The sequence below is a fragment of the Bradyrhizobium sp. IAR9 genome (genome assembly GCF_013408065.1).
Lineage (GTDB): Bacteria > Pseudomonadota > Alphaproteobacteria > Rhizobiales > Xanthobacteraceae > Bradyrhizobium.
In genome coordinates this window covers 351121-370351 of sequence record NZ_JACBZW010000006.1, presented here as the reverse complement: position 1 = coordinate 370351, position 19231 = coordinate 351121, and the positions used below count along the sequence as shown (strand labels likewise).

Genomic DNA, 19231 nt, shown 5'->3' with positions numbered 1-19231 from the left:
GCCGTAACCAGTGCTGAACATTCGCAATGATTGCCAGCTTCCGTGAGGCATTGTCGGCTCAGCTTGGACAAGCAAAGGCTTCTTTTAATAGCTTTCCCGAGAGTGCGCGGCGGCCTGTTTCGCGTCCGAATGGCACGCGGAGAACTCAAGCGGACGAAAAAGCCACTCTCACTAAACTGATGCTGCTTCTTCCGGCCATGGCTTGTCCGACATTACGTCGGGATGGCGTGGATCGTTTGCTGCGATGCCATAGGCGTCTCGATGGTGATCGATTGCCGAAAGGCACTGCTTCGCCAGCGCGGCCTTGCTGGCTTCTCCATCCAGCATGCTAAATAGCGTCTTCCGCACAGCACCCACCGATGCAGGGTAAATGTTGTAGCTATTGGAGCCCTCCGATACGGGAACTTCCCGAACTGTAACGGCATAGACGACTTGGCCCATGCGTTGGTCGTACGGCCGTCCTTCGGCAGCATACTTCTCGATCATTGTCATAAGGTCGGCTTCGTCTCCGATTTCGCCGAAAAGGTGTTCAAGCATCGTTCGCCCCTTTCCAGAGGCTGTTTCGTAACGCCTCTTGAGTTCAGTCTTCAACTCTGAGAACTCTTCTGCATACTGTGCCAACTCGCGGCCAATCGACCAGGGGTCAGGCGCTTCCCGCTCGGTTCCCAGGACGCCCTCTAAGAACAGATCAACGTATAAGAGCGCGGATGATGCAGTGTTGCGTCGGAGAATACGCCTCATCCAATCAAATTCGGTTGCGATGTCTCTGTGCGCACGCGCAAGATTGGCCAGTAGAGTGTCGCCGGCCGGTCCTGGCACAACTGAAACCGCGGTCAAAACCCGTTCCCAGGGTTGTGCCCAACCACTCTGATAAAACGCTTTGACCTTGGTTAGGCCCTCGATCACCGCATCAGGATTGTCCGTGTAAGGCAGAAGTTCCAGCCACGGTTCTATTTCCCATGTATTTTGCCGCTTGTGCCACGCCTTGGTCTGATCGGCCCCGGCGTCCGCGATCCAATCGTCAATAGCCCGCATGACAAGGTGGGCATCGAGGACTTGTCCGTCCATCGCCACCGCAGCCAACAATTCTCGCTTCGATGTCAGCGGTTGCGGTAGAGCAATCACCCGAGCGATCAAAGCGTCCTGATTGCGGTGCGGCATCGCGAGTGCGACCCGAGATATCGTGATGGCTAGGGCGTGTTGGGGCTTCTGGTTTTCGAGGTGAGCAAGGCGATCAATCGCGGCCCAAATCGGATCGCCGTAGCTATTCGCGAGTTCAGCCGGTGCCGCGCTCCTTGCCGAACGTGCCGCTGCCACCTCATCAAACCATGGCCAACGCTGGAATAAATCTGGCTCTGGGACTCTTAGCTGCTTGTCCGAGACGCTCTTAATAACAAGTGCGGCCTCCAATCCAAACTCCGGATGCTCCAAATACTTGACGACCGCGCGTGCGACATCGCCGCTCCCGATGAGCGAAAAAGCGCGCTGATACTGATTGCCGTATCGCATGCGTGCTTCGGAGGTTGCTTCAATATCGCCTCGCTGCTGCGCCATAAGAAAGCCATCACGCGCTTTCGTGAGCCTCACCAGTTCCTCGTCAAGCAGCCGGATTTGCTCGGGCAAGAGCTCATGAAGGCCGAAACGGCCTATTGCATTCGATACCTCGCATAGGTCTTCGCGCCTCGATTTCGGTAACGTAGCGACAGCGTCCACCCAGCGCCGCAAAATGCCAACCAACGCCGTTCTCGCTTCCGGATCGAGTGGAATGGTCTGGCATTTTCCATTTGTGTCGCCGTGCGCCGCAGCGAGGTCGCAAAGGTCGTGAATCAGCGTCAGATCGTCCGTGTCTGCACGCGCGATGAACGCTTCGACAAAGGCGGATGGTCGCGTGGCTCTGATGCGGGTCCTGATGCGGTAATGCTCGTCGCTCAATTGTCTGTTGTTGCGATCGGCTCGGAGCGCTCTCGTGCATTCCAGGTACCTGTCGATCAATGTACCCGTCGTCTTGGGCCCGGCAAAAGCCGCAAGCTTGTCGTTAGCGCGGTTGTCCTGACGCGTGTCGAGGATAACAGCGGCGGAGGGGCCATCATCGACTACGCCAAGTTGATCAAGGAAGTCGTCGGCATGAAGAGGGAGTTCGAGCCCAGCCTCGATGCGCTGCCTCAATCCTTGCAGCACGGCCGCAGGTGCCCGCTCCTGCGCGAAGTACAATGATGATGAACTACTTTGCCCGTACTTCACAGAGAATTCAGGATCGGAGATAGTCGCTGCAATCTTCGCATCGCGATCGGGATCGTTCACCGAATCATCCAGCAAGAAGCGCAATCGTTCGCTTGGCGTCTTTGCAGCTGCAATTAGTTTGGCGCGCTCTTGCGCAAGTCGCTTGGCTGTCACCGGATCGCTCACTTCATCGTCATAACCACGAGAAGCGACTAGTGCCCAAGTTTCCTCGTGCGCTGCTGCAAGCAGAGCAGAGGCATGCCTTTCGGCACGGCGAAATAGCAAGTATTGAACGACCTCAGCTTGCACTTTCGGGCTTGGATCCACCTTGCCAAGCTCCGTCGCCAGTTCCATGCCATCGACGCCGCTTTCGGATGCGATCAAGGCGAGAAGGTGCTCACGAGTCTCGTCGGGCAGCGCCGCCACCTTGGACGCGAGATCAGCCCCAAGCACGGAAGGCCGGAAGCGCGGAGCTATGCGCAACGTCGGAAGCTGAATTTGAGAATTCGTGCTGGAAGCCAACGGCCATATGCGCGGCGCGAATTCAGGTTGCCCTGTGATAATCATAAAGCGGACTGCCCGATCTACGTCTCCTGGTTTATGCCAACGATCGACAAAGGCCATTACATCGGTGCGAACCAGCTCCCAGACCCCAGCGCCCGAGCGATAAATGATTTCTGCTGCAAGCATTGGGTCAATCGCGAGCGCCAGACGAACAGCATGCGCGATGATGGCAGCTCCATCCGTTTCCCGCGAAACTCGTTCAACCGCAAAAAGGACCGACTCCTCCCATGCTGGTTGATCGAGAACAGCCGCGCGCAATCGAACTTGCGTGCCCGCTTCACCGCCTACGCTCCTGCGCATGAGGTCTTCCACATCGTAGCTGGCGAACCACTCTTGGAATTGTTGATGCTGAAATGAAATCGTGCCGTTGCCTGAACCAGACCGTATCAAGACGTGGTGGCTCGTTAGGACGTCCAGAGCTGCCGATGGCTCCAATTGTCCGGTCATCTGACCTTGCTGGCGAAGTTCGTTTAGGGCCCCAACTACTACTCGGCGGGCTTGAGACTCAGCCATGGCCGTCGATGACGCAGCGTTCAGTTGATGCGCCAACGCCCTTAGAACCGAAGCATGGCAACCCAACAATATCGCGTTCAGCGCTTCGGCGTGCTCGGTTGCATGCTCGTGTTGCTCCACGAACAATCGCAAGACTTCTTCTTTCGTGATCGGACGTATGCCGCGCGAAGCGCCCCCGAGCAGGGCAGAAAGATACAGCGGTGTGGCGATGAGCTGGCGCACGCCGCCGGTGCGCCATGCATCATCGACGATCTTTGCTCCTGCGTCGCCGGACTGGGCTCTCGCAATGGCCATTTGCTGATCTTCCGATAGCGAGTCAATGGCGATGCGTGGACCCCCAATCGGCACGTCGAGCGCCTGTCGGCGGGTTGTCACCACGACACGAACATGAGGCCAGTCAAGCCGAATACGGTCGAGGTCGAGCCGGATTCGCTTGCGGGCCGCTGCGTCAAGCTCGTTCCAACCGTCCAGCGCCAGTAACAGGCGCCCACGTTCGGCAAGTGCCACAAGATCATCGTGGCCGACATCTTTAAATGCGGCTCGCCGCGACAGCGAAGCGAACAGGTCACTGTTTCCGTCCAGTACGTCGCTCAATCGGAAATACAAAGGCACAATCGTGTTGCTCGCGAGAACATAGCGGGCGAGCTGCAGCACGGTGGTTGTCTTTCCTGTGCCCGGCGGCGCGACAAGCGTAATCTCCGGTGCGACCTCTAAAGCCGGGGGAAGCTTGCCGATACTGAAAGGTGGTGCGCCGGCCTCATCGAGCAGCTTCAACGTCAACTCAACCTGCGTTCGGTCCCACAGCGGCCCGCGGGTGTACGTAACCAGATCATCAGCAGCCGCAGCGTGAACTCTCCGGAAGCGTGCACCGAATTCGGTGTCGGTCGCGCCAGCATTGTCGGACGCCGCCAGCAGGCCAATGCGCGTTGCTTCTTCCGTCGGTGCTGGAATGCCTGGTGATACGAGTTCGCGGAACGCACGTTCTTGGCCGGAGCGCTTCCACCCTACCAACAGTTCCACCGTGAATTTACTTGGATCAGCGTCGATCAGCCGCCCGCAATTCTGGCAAAGCCAGATGCCATTCTCTTTGCTGCGCCGGGCATCACGGGTCTGAACGGGATTGTAGCGGGGGCCGCCAGGCGAAGCAGCGCAAATATGTGCTGCTACCCCGATGACAACGGTGCCCGTCTGCTCGGCATTCGCGGCAACCGTGGGTCGTGAACAATTGGGGTTTGAGCATCGGTAGCCCACACCCTTCGCAATCTCGGTAACAGTCTGTTTTAGAAAGTCATCGCGCACGTGTTGCCCGATTCGGGAACGGTTGTTTCATCTGATACTACGTGATTGCCTGCGATTCAGGCAAAGTCGTTGTAGTAACCGGGCCGGAATATGCTTATTCTGCATTTGTTCTTCAAGCGCCGAAGTCAATATCCGCCATAAGCTCGCGCCCATCGTGGTGTGCCGACCTCACGTCACTTTGGAGCCCAATGCCGTCCATCCTTCCGAGCCAAATTGTCGCTGCGATCGACAGCATGTTTGGAGTCGATCGAAACGAGATAGACGGTCGAGCGGTCAAGCACATTCATAAAGTGCAGGTGCACGCGCTGCTTACCATGCTCAATGAGGTGCCCCCAGCACTCATCGATCTTAACGCGCAGGACTATCTAGAATATAGCCAGTGCCGCGCCGTCTTGGCCACGAAACTACCGGCTTGGAATCTCGGCGATATTGCGCCAGCGAACAGTGTGGGCGGAAAGGACGTGATCGAGCGCATCCGACGCCTGATGCTGAAATGCCGAGATCAGCTTCCGCCACCGGAGCCCGAACTGCCATTCATCGCAGAGGACGATGTACGCCTGGGCCTCGAAGATCGGATTCAAGCGGCATGGACCGATTTCAATGTGCGTGAATGGATGGGGGCAACCATCATCGCCGGGCATGTTATCGAGGCCCTCCTGCTATGGGCCGTGAAGAAGAGGGGTGGAGATGTGCCATTCAAAAAGCCGCCGGATGAGCTTCACTTGCACGATTTGATCTCCGAGGCCAGCAAGCGTGGTTTGATCACACCGGAATGTAAGCAACTAGCTGATCTGGCCAAAGATGCCCGTAACCTGATTCACCCCGGAAAGGCGACACGTTCCGGTGCAACATGCAGCAGAGCAACGGCACTCACGGCACTTTCAGCAATCTACACAATTGCCGAGGGTTTAAAGTCAGCGGGATCGACATAGCGCGGCGAGTTTTGGTCGCCCAGAGTCTGGTTACGCCACTCGCAATGCGTTTGGGATGTCGGCCAGCTTCGTAGTGATGAGCGTTCGATATTTTTTGTGCAGGCTGGACTGCGTCGCGAGGTTTGAGAACATATTCTCGGCCACCACGATGTCGGCATAAGCGACGACCGCGCAAAACGACTGCATGTCCCTGAAGTCATTCTCTTCGATGGGGCGGACCTGCTGTTCGATGCGAATGCCGATCTCGCGCTCAATAAAATAGGTCGGACATTCGTTGATAATGCTTGGGGAAAACCTCCGAAGTATTGCGCTCTCTTCGAACTCTGGCAGCCGCCGCAAGGCGGATGAATGACAGGATCAGATCAAGTTCACTGATCATGAGGCGAGCGCCGGCAAGACGCCGCCGCATGGCTTCAGTCTCGCTTGCGTCCCGAGTGCGCTTTTCCTCGATGGACAGTCGAAGCTTTTCGGAGCCCCCGGAGAAATTCGACACGGCCACGGCTCGGAGGTCTTCCGGCAATTTTGTGAGATACTCGAACATGAAGCGCGGTGGATTGCCGCGAATGGCTTCAAGAACGCTCGCTGACGGCTGAGGGATACGGTCATCGCCAATCTCCGCCGTTGACTCAAAAAACACGTTCGAGAGAAACCATCGCGGATCGCGCGGCAATGCATCAAGCCCGTATTGTGCCCGGAGGTGGTCAATGACTTCGACCTCAAGTCGTTTATGGCGGCCACGAAAAACCATGCCCTGGCTCAAGGTCGATTGGACCCATGCCAGATGCTCGCGCCGTTCCGGGATGGCGATCTTCTGCGTTTCGTACAGATTAGTTGAAGTGAGTGGGACAAGAAGGCGGCCGGCGTTGGCTTCGGTCACCAGAGATTGGAGCACGGCGTAATACGCCGGGAAATCATTAGGAGACTTCACCGCACGGGCCAGCTCAATCCATTTGTTTTGGTCGAGATAGACGATTTTCACGGGAAGAGATTAGCTGAATCTCCGACGAAGTTCAGCCGATCCGTTGGATACCTTCCCCAACCGGCGCGGTACTGCCGAGACTTCCGCAGCGCCGATTGGGCGGGCAACAACGAGCAGTGGATCGGTCGCTATTCGCAACGTTGGAGATGTTGCGGATTTCGATCCGCCTTTGGTCAATCATGGTTCTCGACCCTCGGCGCGGATGCTGCTACACATGAGCCTTGCGGGTCGCTCAATAGGTCAGATTTTTCAATTGCTTATGGTGAGGATGGGTGTTTCCCCTAGGGAGCGCCAAATCCGCGATATTCCTCGACTTTTTGCTGCGACCCCATCCGACGGCGGCCCGGTCCGGCCGCGCGATCTCGCTTGGTCATAGTTGCGCGCCGCAGCGTCGACGCTGATGAAGCGGTCGAGTGAACCCGCCCCTGACATTCACGCCGGCGCAAAGTAAGCCACATCGCGCCGTCGCTTCTGTGCCGCGCGATGGTTGGATGACGAGCGCGTGGCTCGGGCTCCCCTCAACGCCCGTTTGAGCGGCGATCGCGAGAGAGCCCTGACCGCAAGCCCTGGCCGTAAGCCTTGGCCGCAAGTTCAGTGATGCGCCGAAATGCTCCTGACGGTCTCGGTGAGCATATCACCGGACGCGGAATGGCCGACGTCGCCCAGGCTGATGATGCCGACCATCCGCTTGCTCTTGTTGATCACCGGCAGCCTGCGGACCTGCAGCTTCTCCATGTGATGCATCGCCTTGGCGAGGTCATCGTCCTCGCGGCAGCAATGGATGCCCTCGGTCATCACGTCGCTTGCCGTCGCGCGGCCGGCATCGAAGCTGTGGCTCGCGAGCCCTTTGCAGACGATATCGCGGTCGGTCACCATTCCGACCAGCTTGTCATCCTCGCCAATCGGAATGCAGCCGATGTCATGCGCCCGCATCAGTTTGGCAATCTCGGTGATTGGGGTGTTGGGGCTGACCCAGTCGACACCCTTGTGCATCACGTCTTTGACTTTCATGGCGAGCCTCCGTTCGTGGGTTTCAAGTGCGTTGATGCAATGCAACGGCACCCCCAATCTTCCGAACTCCGACCAGACAAGCGCAGACACTCTCGCCGCCACCCTGCGGAACAGTATGACGGCAACCTCACGGCCAGAGTTCCCGCCCAGGATCGCAACGGCAATCGGCGGTCTACAAAACCTCAGTCATGCGCGCTGAAGCGCCCGTGCGGTGCGTTGGCCGTCAGGCGCGCAAACTGCGCGTGACCCATATGGAGCAGCGTCTCATGATCGCCGGCTTCCATATAGATGTCTGGCTGTGCCTCGATGCTGTCCTCGACGATCATGTCCAATCCGTAGCATTTGCCGACGGCGGGAACCGCACCGTGTGCACAGTCGCTGAACAGCCGATTGACCTCGGTTTCATTGGCCATTTGGACATTGTCGCCGAGGCTTGTCCTCAGGTCCGACAGGCGGAGGTGATGCGATGCGGGCAGGATGGCCAGCATGTATCCGCCGTCGCGCCGCAACACGATGCCCTTGGCGAGGCGGTCGCCCGAGATATGGCATGCCTCGGCCGTTCGAGCGGACGTCATGCTGAGTTCGTGCGGGATCACCTCGTACTGGATGTTCTCAGCGGCGAGGTATTTCTGGAGCGTGGGAGCAATGGCCATGGCATCACCTCCGATGCGGAATGCAAACCATCCACCGCGAGGTCGACCCTGCAGACTCTCGCCATACGATGGGCGGCTGCCTGACTAGAGACCCAACATAGGTCTTCCATCCGCAAGCTGCAATTCAGCGTTCGCGGTTTTCTTCTGCGCGGAGCGCCATCGGTCGAGACTGGCACTCAGGGGCAAGCTTCGCGCATGGCTCGGCACAGCCACTCTCTCACGCCGTCGTGCCGTCGATCGAGCGGCGGATCACTTTCTGCACCTCCGAATTCGACAGGAACAGATCGTGGTTGATGATGCCCCAGCCTTCCTGGGAGGCATCGACCACACGCACACCGAGCCGCGCGATGACCGCTTTCTCGGCCGCGCCGACCCGCGTCATGCCACCTGCGAGCTGTCCCGACAGCGCGAGTGCGCGATCGTTCGTCGCGGCGATCACTGTGATCTTGCCGGCCAGCGGGCCGATGCGCTGGATCGCCGACGAGAACACGTCCATGTCGATATCAGGCGCGGCAAACACCACGGCGCCGATCTTGCTCGTGACCGTGTCGCCGTAACGAGCGTGGAGCTGCCGCAGGCTTTCGAGCGTCAGCATGGTTCCCATGCTGTGGGCGACGATGTGCACGCGGCCGGCGCTTGGCGCCGACACCAGCGCAGAGAGTACGCGTTCGAAATCGTCGCGCGACCACATCGCGCTGTCGCGGTCATAGGCGTAGTCGAACAGGCCGGCCTTGGAGGGCCAGGAGAACACCATGGTCCGGCCGCGGAACTTGATCCCGTCAGAGAGATGGGCGCCGTCCAGCACGGCCGTCTCGAATGTCTGCTTGAAGCCGTGCACATAGATCAGCACGTCTCCTGTCCCGGCCTGCGCAGCAAGATCGCCAGCGTCGGCCGGCACCGGTTCGACCCGATCAAGGCGCCAATCGCCAAGTCCAACGGAGGCGAGGGAAAGACGGCTCTCGTCCGGCGCCGCAAGCTTGGCCCGCGCGACCGTCATGGCCGTCGCGCGTTCCGGCCCAAACCAGGGTTTGGCACGGGCGCCGTTGACGGGCTTGCGCGTGGTGGTGACAAGCACGGTCGGGTCAACGGAGAGGGACGAGGCGTCGAAGCGCGCGCCGGTCGCACCAAGGCCGGCGCATCCGCCGAGCGCGAGGGCGCTCCCTGCCGACATAAGTCCGCCGAGGAAAGCGCGGCGCGAAACGGAATGACGGGAGTCGCGTTGCAGAGGACGTCGGACGATCACTGGGAACCTTTGGGAACTTTGCCCACCTCACGCCGCCCCGCCTAGCTCACTGAATGACAATGCAGGCGAGAAGACGGCGGAGCCGGTTCGCGGCGGGTTCAAGTCATGGCGCACTCTCAAACGGCCTCGTAGGACGTAATTTTCTAGATCTAAGGTGCGAGCACGTCCTCTGCCGTTTCGAGGTCGAAGCGGGTCTGAATGTTCATCCAGAGCGCGGCGCCTGTCTTGAAGAACTTTCCGAGCCGCAGCGCAGTGTCGGCCGTGACGGGTTTTTCTTCGCGCGCAAGGCGCTCGATCCGAGTGCGTGGCACGTTCAGAGCCGCCGCGACCGCGTAGGGCGTCAACTTCAGCGGAACGAGAAATTCTTTCCGTAGGATTTCTCCCGGATGAATCGGCGGGAGTTTCCTTGCCATCTGCGTACTCCTTTTGGTCGGCCACGGGCGGCCGACCGGAGACCACGGAGGTTACTCGCCGGCCGTTTGCTTCTCAAGACGGGACCGTGCATTCGAGGCGTGCCACAGATCGATCGGCGCCCGTCAAGCGAAACAGGCCAAAGTTCTGTCAACCCCTCTCCACAAAAATATTCCACTTTACCGAAATTCGGATTTGTCGTATGTGTCGGCCATTCCAGCCCACCAAAGGGGCGGTCGTACGTCGTTTCGAGCGCGGGCTGGGAGTTGCGGTGGACGCGGGCGGCGTTAAGGCGGAGCTTGCGTGTGCAGGGCGAGAGAACCTCGTGAGCATGTGTGACCTGCGAAGACGAACGGCGCCCATGTCCGGCGGAGCCTCTTGGCGAAGCCGGATGGCCTGCGTACGGCAAAACCGTGTGGTCCTGGCCGTCGTTGCTACGGTCAAGCCTTTCGCGGAGATGCGAGCGAGCCCAACCGGGCAGACTGCATCATCCAATTCGCGGGGCGAGGGAGGCCAGAAGGAAAGTTCGGCTCCCGGGAGAGCGCGGCATATTGGCCGTCAGACCATCGCGCAGGGAAGGCCTGGTTTCGGCTGCCCTGTGTCTCCCCTGTGCATTGCGTGTGCAATCTGTTCAGCACGGGGGTCTTTACGGGTGCCAGCTGGCGCCCGGCCTTCCCTGCGCCCTTTCCTTCGAGAGGGTGAGGAGAGCAGCATCACTCGGGCAAAACATGCCGCGAGGACGCGGGCGCGCGTCCGCAGGTTGCCTGCGAAATGACCTTCCGTGCGAGCATGCTGCGTCGGCTTCAGTGGAGGTGGTCGTCGCTTCCGGAATCTGCCTTGATGCGATTTCGAGGTGGAGGGAGTGACGATATGAGCGGCTTGGTGATCTCTGGCGGCCGGGTGGTAGATCCCGCGGGTGGGATGGACGCCGTCGGCGACGTGGCGGTGGTGGATGGCAGGATCGCCGCGGTCGGCACGGGCCTTGGCGGCGCCGAGCGCGTGATCGACGCGACCGGGCTCGTGGTCGCCCCCGGCTTCATCGACCTGCACGCCCACGGCCAATCGATCCCGGCGGACCGCATGCAGGCGTTCGATGGGGTGACGACGACGCTCGATCTCGAGGCCGGCGTGCTGCCGGTCGGGTCCTGGTACGAGCGCCAGGCGAGAAAAGGCCGCGTGCTGAACTACGGCGCCGCCACCAACTGGGCGTTTGCGCGCATCGGCGCAATGACCGGCTCCAATGCGGAGAGCTCGCTGGAGGCGTTCGGCAACGCCATGCGCGACCGCCGCTGGATGGACAACGTGGCGAGCGATGCGGAGGTCGCCGGCATTCTCGAGCGTCTCGGGCGCGGTCTCGACGAAGGCGGCATCGGTATCGGCATCCTCAATGCCTACGCGCCGGGCGCCGGCGTGCAGGAGCTGACCGCGGTCTGCCAGCTCGCCGCCGCCAAGGACGTGCCGACCTTCACCCACGTCGCCTTCATGTCGCGCATCGACCCCGAGAGTGCGGTGGAAGCCTATATCCGTCTGATCGGCTATGCCGGCGCCACCGGCGCGCACATGCACATCTGCCATTTCAACTCGTCGAGCAAGACCGACGTCGAGCGTTGCCGCGTGCTGATCGCGAAGGCGCAGGCGCAGGGCCTGCCCATCACGGTCGAGGCCTATCCTTATGGCACCGGCTCGACCGTGCTGGCCGCCGCCTTCTTCAGCGACCCCGAATTCGTCGAACGCAACGGCACCGGCTACGACTCGGTGCAGCGCGTGACCGACGGCTATCGCTTCCACGACCGCGAGGAGCTCCTGAAGGCGCAGGCCGAAGAGCCGTCCTCGCTGGTGCTCTGGCACATCCTCGACATCGAGAACAATTCGCATCACCGCGACCTGCTCGACATGTCGGTGCTGTATCCCGGCGGCGCGATCGCGTCCGATGCGATGCCGTGGACGACGTCGGACGGCAAGACCTACACCGGCGATGCCTGGCCGCTGCCTGACGATGCCACCTCGCATCCGCGCTCGGCCGGCTGCTTCACCCGCTTCATCCGCGAATGGGTGCGCGAGCGCAAGACCGTGTCGCTGCTCGAAGGCGTGCGCAAATGCGCGCTGATCCCGGCGGAAATCCTGTCGCAGAGCACGCCGGCGATGCGCGCCAAGGGCCGGCTAACGAAGGGCGCGGACGCCGACATCGTCGTGTTCGACTACGAAAAACTCTCGGACCGCGCGACCTTCACGGCGATGAACCGTCCGTCCGAAGGCGTGCGGCATCTCGTGGTCAGCGGCCAGGTGCTGATCAGCGACGGCGTGCTGGACCTCGCGGTGCGGCCGGGTCAGCCGGTGCGCCGCCCCGTCGTCGGGGGTTGACCCGTGCCGGTCCCCATTCTCCTGGTGACGGGCTTTCTGGGGGCGGGCAAGACCACGGTCGTGAACCATCTCCTGGCGCATGCGGAGGGGCGGCGGATCGCCGCGATCGTCAACGATTTCGGCGCCATCAACATCGATGCGGAACTGATCGCGGGCGCCAGCGACGGCGTGGTCAGCCTCGCCAATGGCTGCATCTGCTGCTCGCTCGAAGGCGATCTGCTGCGCACGCTCTCGACGCTGCTGCGGCGAGAGCCGAAGCCCGAGCATATCGTCATCGAGACCAGCGGCGTTGCTGATCCCGCCGACATCGTCCGCAATCTGATGGACCCCGTGATCCTGCGCGAGGCGCCGCTGGAGACGGTGCTGTGCGTGATCGACGCCGCGACACCGCCGGCCGCACTGGACGACGCTCTCCAGCGCTCGCAATTGCGCGTCGCCGATATCGTGGCCTTGACCAAGCTGGATCTGGCGGACGAGGGCGCGGGGGCGCGGATGCGTCAAGCCATCCGCGCCTTGCGCCTTCCCGCCGTGGTGGTCGATGCGCCACATGGCGAGATTCCGTCCGCGCTGCTGTTCCCCGCGAACGTCGAGCGTGCGCCCGCGCCGCGTGATCCGGGCCCGAAACGACCGGCAGAAGAGCGCTTCGAGACGCTGAGCTGGACCTCGGACCGCCCGATCTCGCTGCCGCGCCTGCAGCAGGCCATCGGCCGTCTCGCGCCGAAGCTGGCGCGTGCGAAAGGCCTGTTCGAGACGGTCGAGCAGCCCGGCCGCCAGATGGTGTTTCAATTCGCCGCCGGCCGCGCCACGCTCGCCCCCGGCGATGCGCCCGCGCCGGGGGCGCCGCGCGCACGGATCGTCTTCATCGCCGAGCTCGGGGTGCTGTCGAAAGCCGAGCTCGACGGCATCATGGAAGCGTGCGTTGCTGGCGAGTAGGGCAATCCGCGCCGATCGCAGGGCGTATCAGGCGCCTCAATCCTCGATCGGCAGGGCACCGGCAGGTCCGCCCAGCTCACGCGAACTGCGCCAGCCCATGACCGACGGACCAGTTCTCCTTGGGGGCATCGAGCACGTTCACGAACACGTCCTCGGGCCGGATACCCGGGCTTTCGCCGAGAAGGTCCGCGATCCGGCGATACAATGCCTTCTTCTGCTCGGGAGTGCGCGAGGCGAACACGGTGATCTGGATCAGCACCGCGTCGTCGCTGCGCTCGACGCCGTAGGCATTGCCGCAGCGGAAATTCGCCGGCTCATGCTCGGTGATGGCCATGAACGCGTCGTCCACGGGCACATTCAGCGCCTCGCGCATGGCGCGGTAGAGGCCGTCGAGAATCGCCTGCCGGTAGGCTTGCGGCTTGCCGGCGCGCATCGAGATGTGGAGCAGAGGCATCGCGCGTCCCTTTGCATGCGGGTCCGACCAGCAAGGCGAATGCGTACGCCGCTGTTCGGTCCAGTGTTGAAACGGGCTATCAATTCCAATTGGTTTTTGACACGATGTCGAGAAAGCATGTTCTTGACGTCGTGTCAAATACTTCCCAAAGGAGCCGAGCTTGCGGCCGCGCGAATTCGACCATGACGATGTCCTGCGCATTGCGTTCGACCAGTTCTGGCGCAAGGGCGTGCGCGGCACCTCGCTGTCGGACATCGCGCGCGATGCCGGCGTCCAGCGCGGCAGCCTTTACAACGCCTTCGGCAGCAAGGAAGCGCTGTTCCTGCAGGCCTATGAACGCTATGCGGGGGATTATCTCCTCGCGCTGCAGAAGGCGCTCGGGACGGGCAGCCTGCGAAAGCGCCTCACCGCTTTCTTCGATCTGACCATCACCAACTTTCGCTCCGGCACGCCGCCGCGCGGATGTCCGACCACGCGCGGCCTGATGGAGCTCGGCGCCGCGGAAGGCGAGGGGTTGGACGAAGAAGCGCGCCAGGCTTTTGCGGGCCTTATCTCGCGCATCACAGCACTGGTTCAGGACACGTTGTCGGCAGGCGCCGAGCGCGGCGAGTTCAACGGCAATGCCGCGGCCGCGGCGCTGCACATCGTCACCGTGACGCGCGGTCTCGCCGTGCTCGAACGTGCCTTCGGCGACGAGCCGCAATTGCGCAAGATCGCCGCGCACACCATCGATCTCGTGCTCGGCAGGAAAGGCGGCTAGCGCATGATCCGGAAAAGTGTGAAGCGGTTTTCCGGAAAGATCATGCGCAAACAACAACCCTCAGCACAAGGCGAGCGCGTTGACCGCCCGCGTCGCCGCAGCTTCCTTGCCGGAGCCGACGAACGCGCAGACGATGGATTCGAGCTCGCCCGGCTGCTTGCTTCGCGCGACCGCCAGCAATCGCATCAATTCCGTCTCGTCCTTCGACAGCCGACGGCAGGACGGCGGCATGAAGCACAGTTCGCATGGCCGGCCGCTGCGCAGGATCCTGACCAGCGCTGCCACGCGCGCGACCAGCAGCGGACTGTCGGCAACGCCAGTCGCCTCGTCGGCAAAGCGATAGGCGGCTTCCCAGCAATCGGAGGCGCCGGTGGTGTAGGCCGCCCCGATGAAGCGGAACAGCGACAGCGCGACGCGGCAGAAATCATCATAGCTGTCGACGCAGGGGCGCGCTCCAAGCGCGGCCTGGAGCGGACAGAGCCGCGATGGGCCGGCTTCCGGCACCGAGGCGCAAATAGCTGGGGTCATGACCGATCTCGTCAGTGCAATGTCGGGCTTCCGACCAGCCAGCTCTTCATCGCCATGGTGCGGTCATGGTCGAGGGATCGCACCTGCCGGTCGGGCAGGATGAGGCCTGCCATGCGGAAGATCGTGGCGAGCCCCCGCACGGGCGCCAGCGCCCAATCGGCGCCAACCGGCGGCAGCCAGCTCTCGAATCGTTCGCGCACGATGTCGATGCGATCCTGTTGGGCCGCGGCGATGGCCTGCAGAATCCCGCGCTCGCTGTCCGACATGCGCGGACAGGTCGGGCAGTGCACTTCGATCGCGGTATGGGCCGTGCAGGCGAAGATCTCGATGATGGATTCCAGCGAGAGCACGGCATCGCCCACGCGGAAATGGTCGTACACTTCCTGGATATCGGCTGCAGTCGGAACGGCGCCTCCGCTGCGTGCCTTGGCCCGGAATCCCCAGATGAAGAGCCGTTCCGCCGCACTGAGCGCGGGAAGGTCGAGAGATCCTGATGATGTCGATTGATGCATGAAACCTCTGGCCCTTGGCTGCGCTCACGCCACAGCTGGCGCTGATTGTCTGCATCGATCGTTCTGCCGGAGCCCTCTCCAAGTCAACGCTCGCAGGGGCGATATCGAGGTCTTCTAGTTTTGAAGAGGTTTATATTCGAAGACGGGCGCGGCGCCGCGAGGGTGCGAAAACCGTGCGCGGCCGCCGGGCTTCGGCGGCCGCCTGGGAACCCGAATGCTTAAAGCTTTGCTAAGGGGATCGGGATAATCTGGCATGTCTGTCCCGCCAAATTTCGTGAGCTCCGATGATTTTCTCCCGCATCAGTTTCAAGCTGGTCCTGATTGTCGGCATCAGCCTCCTCGGCATGATCGCGCTGGCACCGATCGCCCTGTCGACGCTGCGCACGCAGATGGTCGCCGATCGCCAGGCCAAGACGCAGCAGATGGTCGATGTCGGCTACGGCATTCTCGCCCACTACCAAAAGCTCGAGAGCGAGGGGAAACTCCCGCGCGAGCAGGCCCAGGCCGCCGCGATCGCCGAGATCAAGAGCCTGCGCTACGACAAGGTCGAGTATTTCTGGATCAACGACATGGCCCCCAAGATGGTCATGCATCCGATCAAGCCGGAGCTCGACGGCAAGGATCTCTCCGGGATGAAGGATCCCGCCGGCAACGCGCTGTTCATGGGCTTCGTCGACGTCGTCAAGAAGCAGGGCGCGGGCTTCTACGGCTACCTCTGGCCGAAGCCCGGCTTCGACCAGCCGGTCGGGAAAATCTCCTATGTGAAGGGCTTTGCGCCCTGGGGCTGGATCATCGGCACCGGCATCTATCTCGACGATGTCGACGCCGTCTTCCGCCAGGCCGCGACGACGTTCGGCTATGTCTGTCTGGCCGTGCTGGTCCTGGTCCTCGGCGCGTCCTTCGTGATCGGCCGCAGCGTGACCCGGCCGCTGGCAAAAATCACCGCGCTGACCGAGCGGCTTGCCGCCGGCGACAGCGCGTTCGAGGTGCCCTATACCGACCGCAACAACGAGGTCGGCGCGCTCGCCAAGGCGCTGGCCGTGTTCAAGGACAATGCCTCGGCCGTCGGCCGCATGCATGCCGAGCAGCAGGAACTGAAGCAGAGGGCCGACGACGAGAAGCGCAAGGCCATGACTGACCTCGCCGGCAAGTTCGAGGCGAGCGTCCAGGCCGTCGTCCGCGACGTCTTCAACGAGGCGCGCGCGATGCAGCAGGCCGCGCAGGGCATGTCGGAAACCGCGGACAAGGCGACCGACCGCGCGAGCTTCGTCGCCTCCGCCTGCCAGCAGGCCTCGAGCAACGTGCAGACGGTGGCCTCCGCCGCCGGCCAGCTGTCGTCCTCGATCTCGGAGATCAGCCAGCGCGTCGCACAGGCCGCGACGGTGGCCGACAAGGCCGCCGCCGACGGCCAGCGCACCAACGACACCGTGCAGGGGCTGGCAGCGGCCGCGCACAAGATCGGCGAGGTCATCGACCTCATCAACCAGATCGCCTCGCAGACCAATCTGCTCGCGCTCAACGCCACGATCGAGGCGGCGCGCGCCGGCGAAGCCGGCAAGGGCTTTGCGGTGGTCGCGAGCGAAGTGAAGTCGCTGGCGAGCCAGACCGCGAAGGCGACCGACGAGATCGGTGCGCAGATCACCGCGATCCAGGCCGAGACCAACCAGGTCGTCGGCAACATCGAGAGCATCCGCGCCACCATCATGGAGGTCAACGAGATCTCCTCGTCGATCGCCGCCGCGGTCGAGGAGCAGGGCGCCGCGACGCAGGCGATCGCACACAGCGTGCAGGAGGCGGCCTCCGGCACCGATCAGGTCTCGCAGAACATCTCCGGCGTCACCGACGCGACCGCGGCGACCGGCCAAGCCGCAGGCCTCGTGCTGCAATCGAGCGGCCGGCTGACGCAGAAGCTGCAATCGCTCGAAAACGAGGTCAGCGCTTTCGTCGCGGGCGTGCGCGCAGCGTAACGAAACGCGCTGCGAGAGACTTTCTTTTTCCGCGTCGCGGCATCGGCCGCGAGCCGATGCTGTTTTTCTTGACATGACCTCCGCCGTGCTCGACGTGTAGCGATGTCGATTGACGGCACGTGCGTGCCTTCGAAAAGAAAAGCAACACGGGAAAGACGTCATGAGCGCGGGCCTCAACGAGAAGGATTATCTCGCCACATTGCGTGGCCTGTGGGAGAAGGCCTGGCCGAACGGCATGCCGCGTTCGCCGAATTATCTGCACGGCGAAGTTCCCTTGACGGAATATCTGCGCGCCTGGGCGAAGCGCAGCCCGGAGCGGCCCGCAATCATCTTCTACGGCCACGTCACCACCTACGCGGAGCTCGACCGGCAGAGCGACCGGTTTGCGGCGCTGCTGCAAGCCAAGGGCGTCAGCAAGGGTGACCGCGTCGCCGTGTTCCTGCCGAACTGCCCGCAATTCCACATCGTGTTCTTCGGCATTTTGAAGCTCGGCGCGATCCATGTCCCCGTCAGCCCGCTGTCGCGCGCGTTCGAGCTGTCCTACGAACTGAACGACACCCAGGCCGATGTGATCGTGGCGCTCGACCAGCTCGTCCCCGTCGTCGAGCAGGTCCGCGGCGAGGTGCGCCTGCGCCAAATCATCGTCACCAGCTTCGCCGACGTCATTCCGGTAACGCCCGCGTTCCCCACGCCGGACTCGATCCGCGCGCCGCGCGTTGCGGTCCCGGACGCGACCGATCTGCTGCCGACGCTGGCGGCAATGCCCACACCTCTGCCGCTGCCGCCGCCTGGGCTCGATGATGTGGCCGCGCTCAACTACACCGGTGGCACCACGGGCATGCCCAAGGGCTGCGTCCATACCCATCGCGACATGGTCTACACGGCCGCGGCCAATTACGGCATCTCGGTGCTGTCGGACGAGAGCAGCGTGTTCCTGTCGTTCTTTCCGGAGTTCTGGATCGCCGGCGAGAACTTTGGCCTGATCTTCCCGCTGTTCTCCGGCGCGACGCTGGTGCTGCTGGCGCGCTGGGATGCCGTCGGCGCGATGGCGGCGATCGACAAGTACAAGGTCACCATCACCGCGATGCCGGTCGACGGCGCGGTCGAGCTGATGGATCATCCGCGCTGGAGCGAGTTCGACCTGTCGTCGCTGCAACAGGTCCGCGTCGTCTCCTTCGTCAAGAAGCTCAACGCCGATTATCGCAAGCGCTGGAAGGATCTCACCGGCACGATCCTGATGGAGGCGGCATGGGGCATGACCGAGACCCACACCTCCAACACCTTCACGGCGGGCTTCCAGGATGACGATTTCGACCTCAACAATCAGCCGATCTTCGTCGGCCTGCCGGTCCCCGGCGCCGAGTTCAAGATCACCGATTTCGAGACCGGCGCATTGCTGCCGCTCGGCGCGGAAGGCGAGATCCGCGTGCGGACGCCCTCGTTGCTGAAGAGCTACTGGAACAAGCCGGAGGCGACCGCCGAGTCGCTCGTCGACGGTTGGCTGCGCACCGGCGATATCGGCAACATCGACAAGGACGGTTTTCTGCACTTCCTCGGCCGCCGCAAGGAGATGCTGAAGGTCAAGGGCATGAGCGTGTTTCCGCCGGAGATCGAGGCGCTGCTCGGCCAGCATCCGAAAGTGCTGGGATCGGGCGTGGTCGGGCGCGACGATCCTGACAAGGGGCAGGTGCCGGTGGCCTATATCCAGCTCAAGCCGGAGGCGGTCGGCACCATCTCTGCGGAAGATCTGCGCGCCTGGTGCGCCGAGCGCATGGCCGTCTACAAGATCCCGGAAGTGCGTATTATCGATGCCCTGCCGCTGACGGCGACGGGCAAGGTGAAGAAGCAGGACCTCGATCCGAATCTTCCTGCTGCTGTCTGAATGAGAGAG

At 62.4% G+C, this 19231-nt stretch carries 15 protein-coding genes; 6 read left to right on the top strand and 9 right to left on the bottom strand.

Translation table 11 applies throughout. From position 1 onward, the window contains the following. Positions 1–171 precede the first annotated feature (171 nt). A complete protein-coding gene (locus GGD67_RS19200) occupies positions 172–4596 on the bottom strand; it encodes an NACHT domain-containing NTPase (RefSeq protein WP_179735024.1) in 4425 nt (1474 codons plus the stop codon). Between the two features lie 188 nt (positions 4597–4784). On the opposite strand from GGD67_RS19200, the gene GGD67_RS19195 reads away from it, so the two are divergent. Further along, the gene (locus tag GGD67_RS19195; RefSeq protein WP_179735023.1) at positions 4785–5528 is read left to right on the top strand and encodes a hypothetical protein; all 744 of its coding nucleotides are present in this window, start codon (positions 4785–4787) and stop codon (positions 5526–5528) included. A 250-nt stretch (positions 5529–5778) separates the two neighbouring features. On the opposite strand, the gene GGD67_RS19190 is transcribed toward GGD67_RS19195, so the two are convergent. From GGD67_RS19190 to GGD67_RS19170, 5 genes are all read right to left on the bottom strand, one after another. Continuing rightward, the gene (locus tag GGD67_RS19190) at positions 5779–6507 is read right to left on the bottom strand and encodes a hypothetical protein (protein ID WP_179735022.1); all 729 of its coding nucleotides are present in this window, start codon (positions 6505–6507) and stop codon (positions 5779–5781) included. Between the two features lie 591 nt (positions 6508–7098). Next, positions 7099–7518, bottom strand: coding sequence for a CBS domain-containing protein (locus GGD67_RS19185; RefSeq protein ID WP_018317283.1), 420 nt, complete (start codon positions 7516–7518; stop codon positions 7099–7101). Between the two features lie 182 nt (positions 7519–7700). Then, the gene (locus GGD67_RS19180) at positions 7701–8171 is read right to left on the bottom strand and encodes an aminoacyl-tRNA deacylase (protein ID WP_179735021.1); all 471 of its coding nucleotides are present in this window, start codon (positions 8169–8171) and stop codon (positions 7701–7703) included. Positions 8172–8388: 217 nt separating this feature from the next. After that, positions 8389–9342 carry an alpha/beta hydrolase gene (locus GGD67_RS19175; protein ID WP_179735020.1) on the bottom strand — a complete coding sequence of 318 codons (954 nt, stop codon included), beginning with the start codon at positions 9340–9342 and terminating at the stop codon, positions 8389–8391. A gap of 221 nt (positions 9343–9563) precedes the next feature. After that, positions 9564–9827: a HigA family addiction module antitoxin gene (locus tag GGD67_RS19170; protein WP_179735019.1), complete on the bottom strand. Its 264-nt coding sequence runs from the start codon at positions 9825–9827 to the stop codon at positions 9564–9566. Positions 9828–10695: 868 nt separating this feature from the next. Here GGD67_RS19170 and GGD67_RS19165 point away from each other — a divergent pair. After that, a complete protein-coding gene (locus tag GGD67_RS19165; protein WP_179735018.1) occupies positions 10696–12186 on the top strand; it encodes an amidohydrolase family protein in 1491 nt (496 codons plus the stop codon). Between the two features lie 3 nt (positions 12187–12189). After that, positions 12190–13119: a GTP-binding protein gene (locus tag GGD67_RS19160; RefSeq protein WP_179735016.1), complete on the top strand. Its 930-nt coding sequence runs from the start codon at positions 12190–12192 to the stop codon at positions 13117–13119. A gap of 76 nt (positions 13120–13195) precedes the next feature. On the opposite strand, the gene GGD67_RS19155 is transcribed toward GGD67_RS19160, so the two are convergent. Continuing rightward, positions 13196–13573: a tautomerase family protein gene (locus tag GGD67_RS19155; RefSeq protein WP_092260671.1), complete on the bottom strand. Its 378-nt coding sequence runs from the start codon at positions 13571–13573 to the stop codon at positions 13196–13198. 160 nt (positions 13574–13733) lie between these two features. Here GGD67_RS19155 and GGD67_RS19150 point away from each other — a divergent pair, with 160 nt between their 5' ends. Next, on the top strand, positions 13734–14333 hold the full coding sequence (locus GGD67_RS19150) for a TetR/AcrR family transcriptional regulator (protein WP_179735014.1): 600 nt from the start codon (positions 13734–13736) through the stop codon (positions 14331–14333). A 60-nt stretch (positions 14334–14393) separates the two neighbouring features. Here the strand turns inward: GGD67_RS19150 and GGD67_RS19145 are convergent, their stop codons facing one another. Next, complete coding sequence (locus GGD67_RS19145) at positions 14394–14861, bottom strand: hypothetical protein (RefSeq protein WP_092260675.1); 468 nt, start codon at positions 14859–14861, stop codon at positions 14394–14396. An 11-nt stretch (positions 14862–14872) separates the two neighbouring features. Continuing rightward, positions 14873–15373 (bottom strand): hypothetical protein, encoded by a 501-nt coding sequence (locus GGD67_RS19140; protein WP_018317273.1) that lies wholly within the window; start codon positions 15371–15373, stop codon positions 14873–14875. Positions 15374–15657: 284 nt separating this feature from the next. On the opposite strand from GGD67_RS19140, the gene GGD67_RS19135 reads away from it, so the two are divergent. Then, positions 15658–17340 (top strand): methyl-accepting chemotaxis protein, encoded by a 1683-nt coding sequence (locus GGD67_RS19135; RefSeq protein ID WP_092260679.1) that lies wholly within the window; start codon positions 15658–15660, stop codon positions 17338–17340. 160 nt (positions 17341–17500) lie between these two features. Continuing rightward, positions 17501–19222 carry an AMP-binding protein gene (locus GGD67_RS19130; RefSeq protein ID WP_179735012.1) on the top strand — a complete coding sequence of 574 codons (1722 nt, stop codon included), beginning with the start codon at positions 17501–17503 and terminating at the stop codon, positions 19220–19222. The last annotated feature ends 9 nt before the right edge of the window (positions 19223–19231 follow it).

Bases quoted from the DNA above. Each gene is read 5' to 3' on its own strand.
- GGD67_RS19175 (WP_179735020.1), bottom strand. From the start codon at position 9,342: ATGTCGGCAGGGAGCGCCCTCGCGCTCGGCGGATGCGCCGGCCTTGGT.
- GGD67_RS19195 (WP_179735023.1), top strand. From the start codon at position 4,785: ATGCCGTCCATCCTTCCGAGCCAAATTGTCGCTGCGATCGACAGCATG.
- GGD67_RS19130 (WP_179735012.1), top strand. From the start codon at position 17,501: ATGAGCGCGGGCCTCAACGAGAAGGATTATCTCGCCACATTGCGTGGC.
- GGD67_RS19140 (WP_018317273.1), bottom strand. From the start codon at position 15,373: ATGCATCAATCGACATCATCAGGATCTCTCGACCTTCCCGCGCTCAGT.
- GGD67_RS19155 (WP_092260671.1), bottom strand. From the start codon at position 13,573: ATGCCTCTGCTCCACATCTCGATGCGCGCCGGCAAGCCGCAAGCCTAC.
- GGD67_RS19185 (WP_018317283.1), bottom strand. From the start codon at position 7,518: ATGAAAGTCAAAGACGTGATGCACAAGGGTGTCGACTGGGTCAGCCCC.
- GGD67_RS19135 (WP_092260679.1), top strand. From the start codon at position 15,658: ATGATTTTCTCCCGCATCAGTTTCAAGCTGGTCCTGATTGTCGGCATC.
- GGD67_RS19145 (WP_092260675.1), bottom strand. From the start codon at position 14,861: ATGACCCCAGCTATTTGCGCCTCGGTGCCGGAAGCCGGCCCATCGCGG.
- GGD67_RS19180 (WP_179735021.1), bottom strand. From the start codon at position 8,171: ATGGCCATTGCTCCCACGCTCCAGAAATACCTCGCCGCTGAGAACATC.
- GGD67_RS19165 (WP_179735018.1), top strand. From the start codon at position 10,696: ATGAGCGGCTTGGTGATCTCTGGCGGCCGGGTGGTAGATCCCGCGGGT.
- GGD67_RS19170 (WP_179735019.1), bottom strand. From the start codon at position 9,827: ATGGCAAGGAAACTCCCGCCGATTCATCCGGGAGAAATCCTACGGAAA.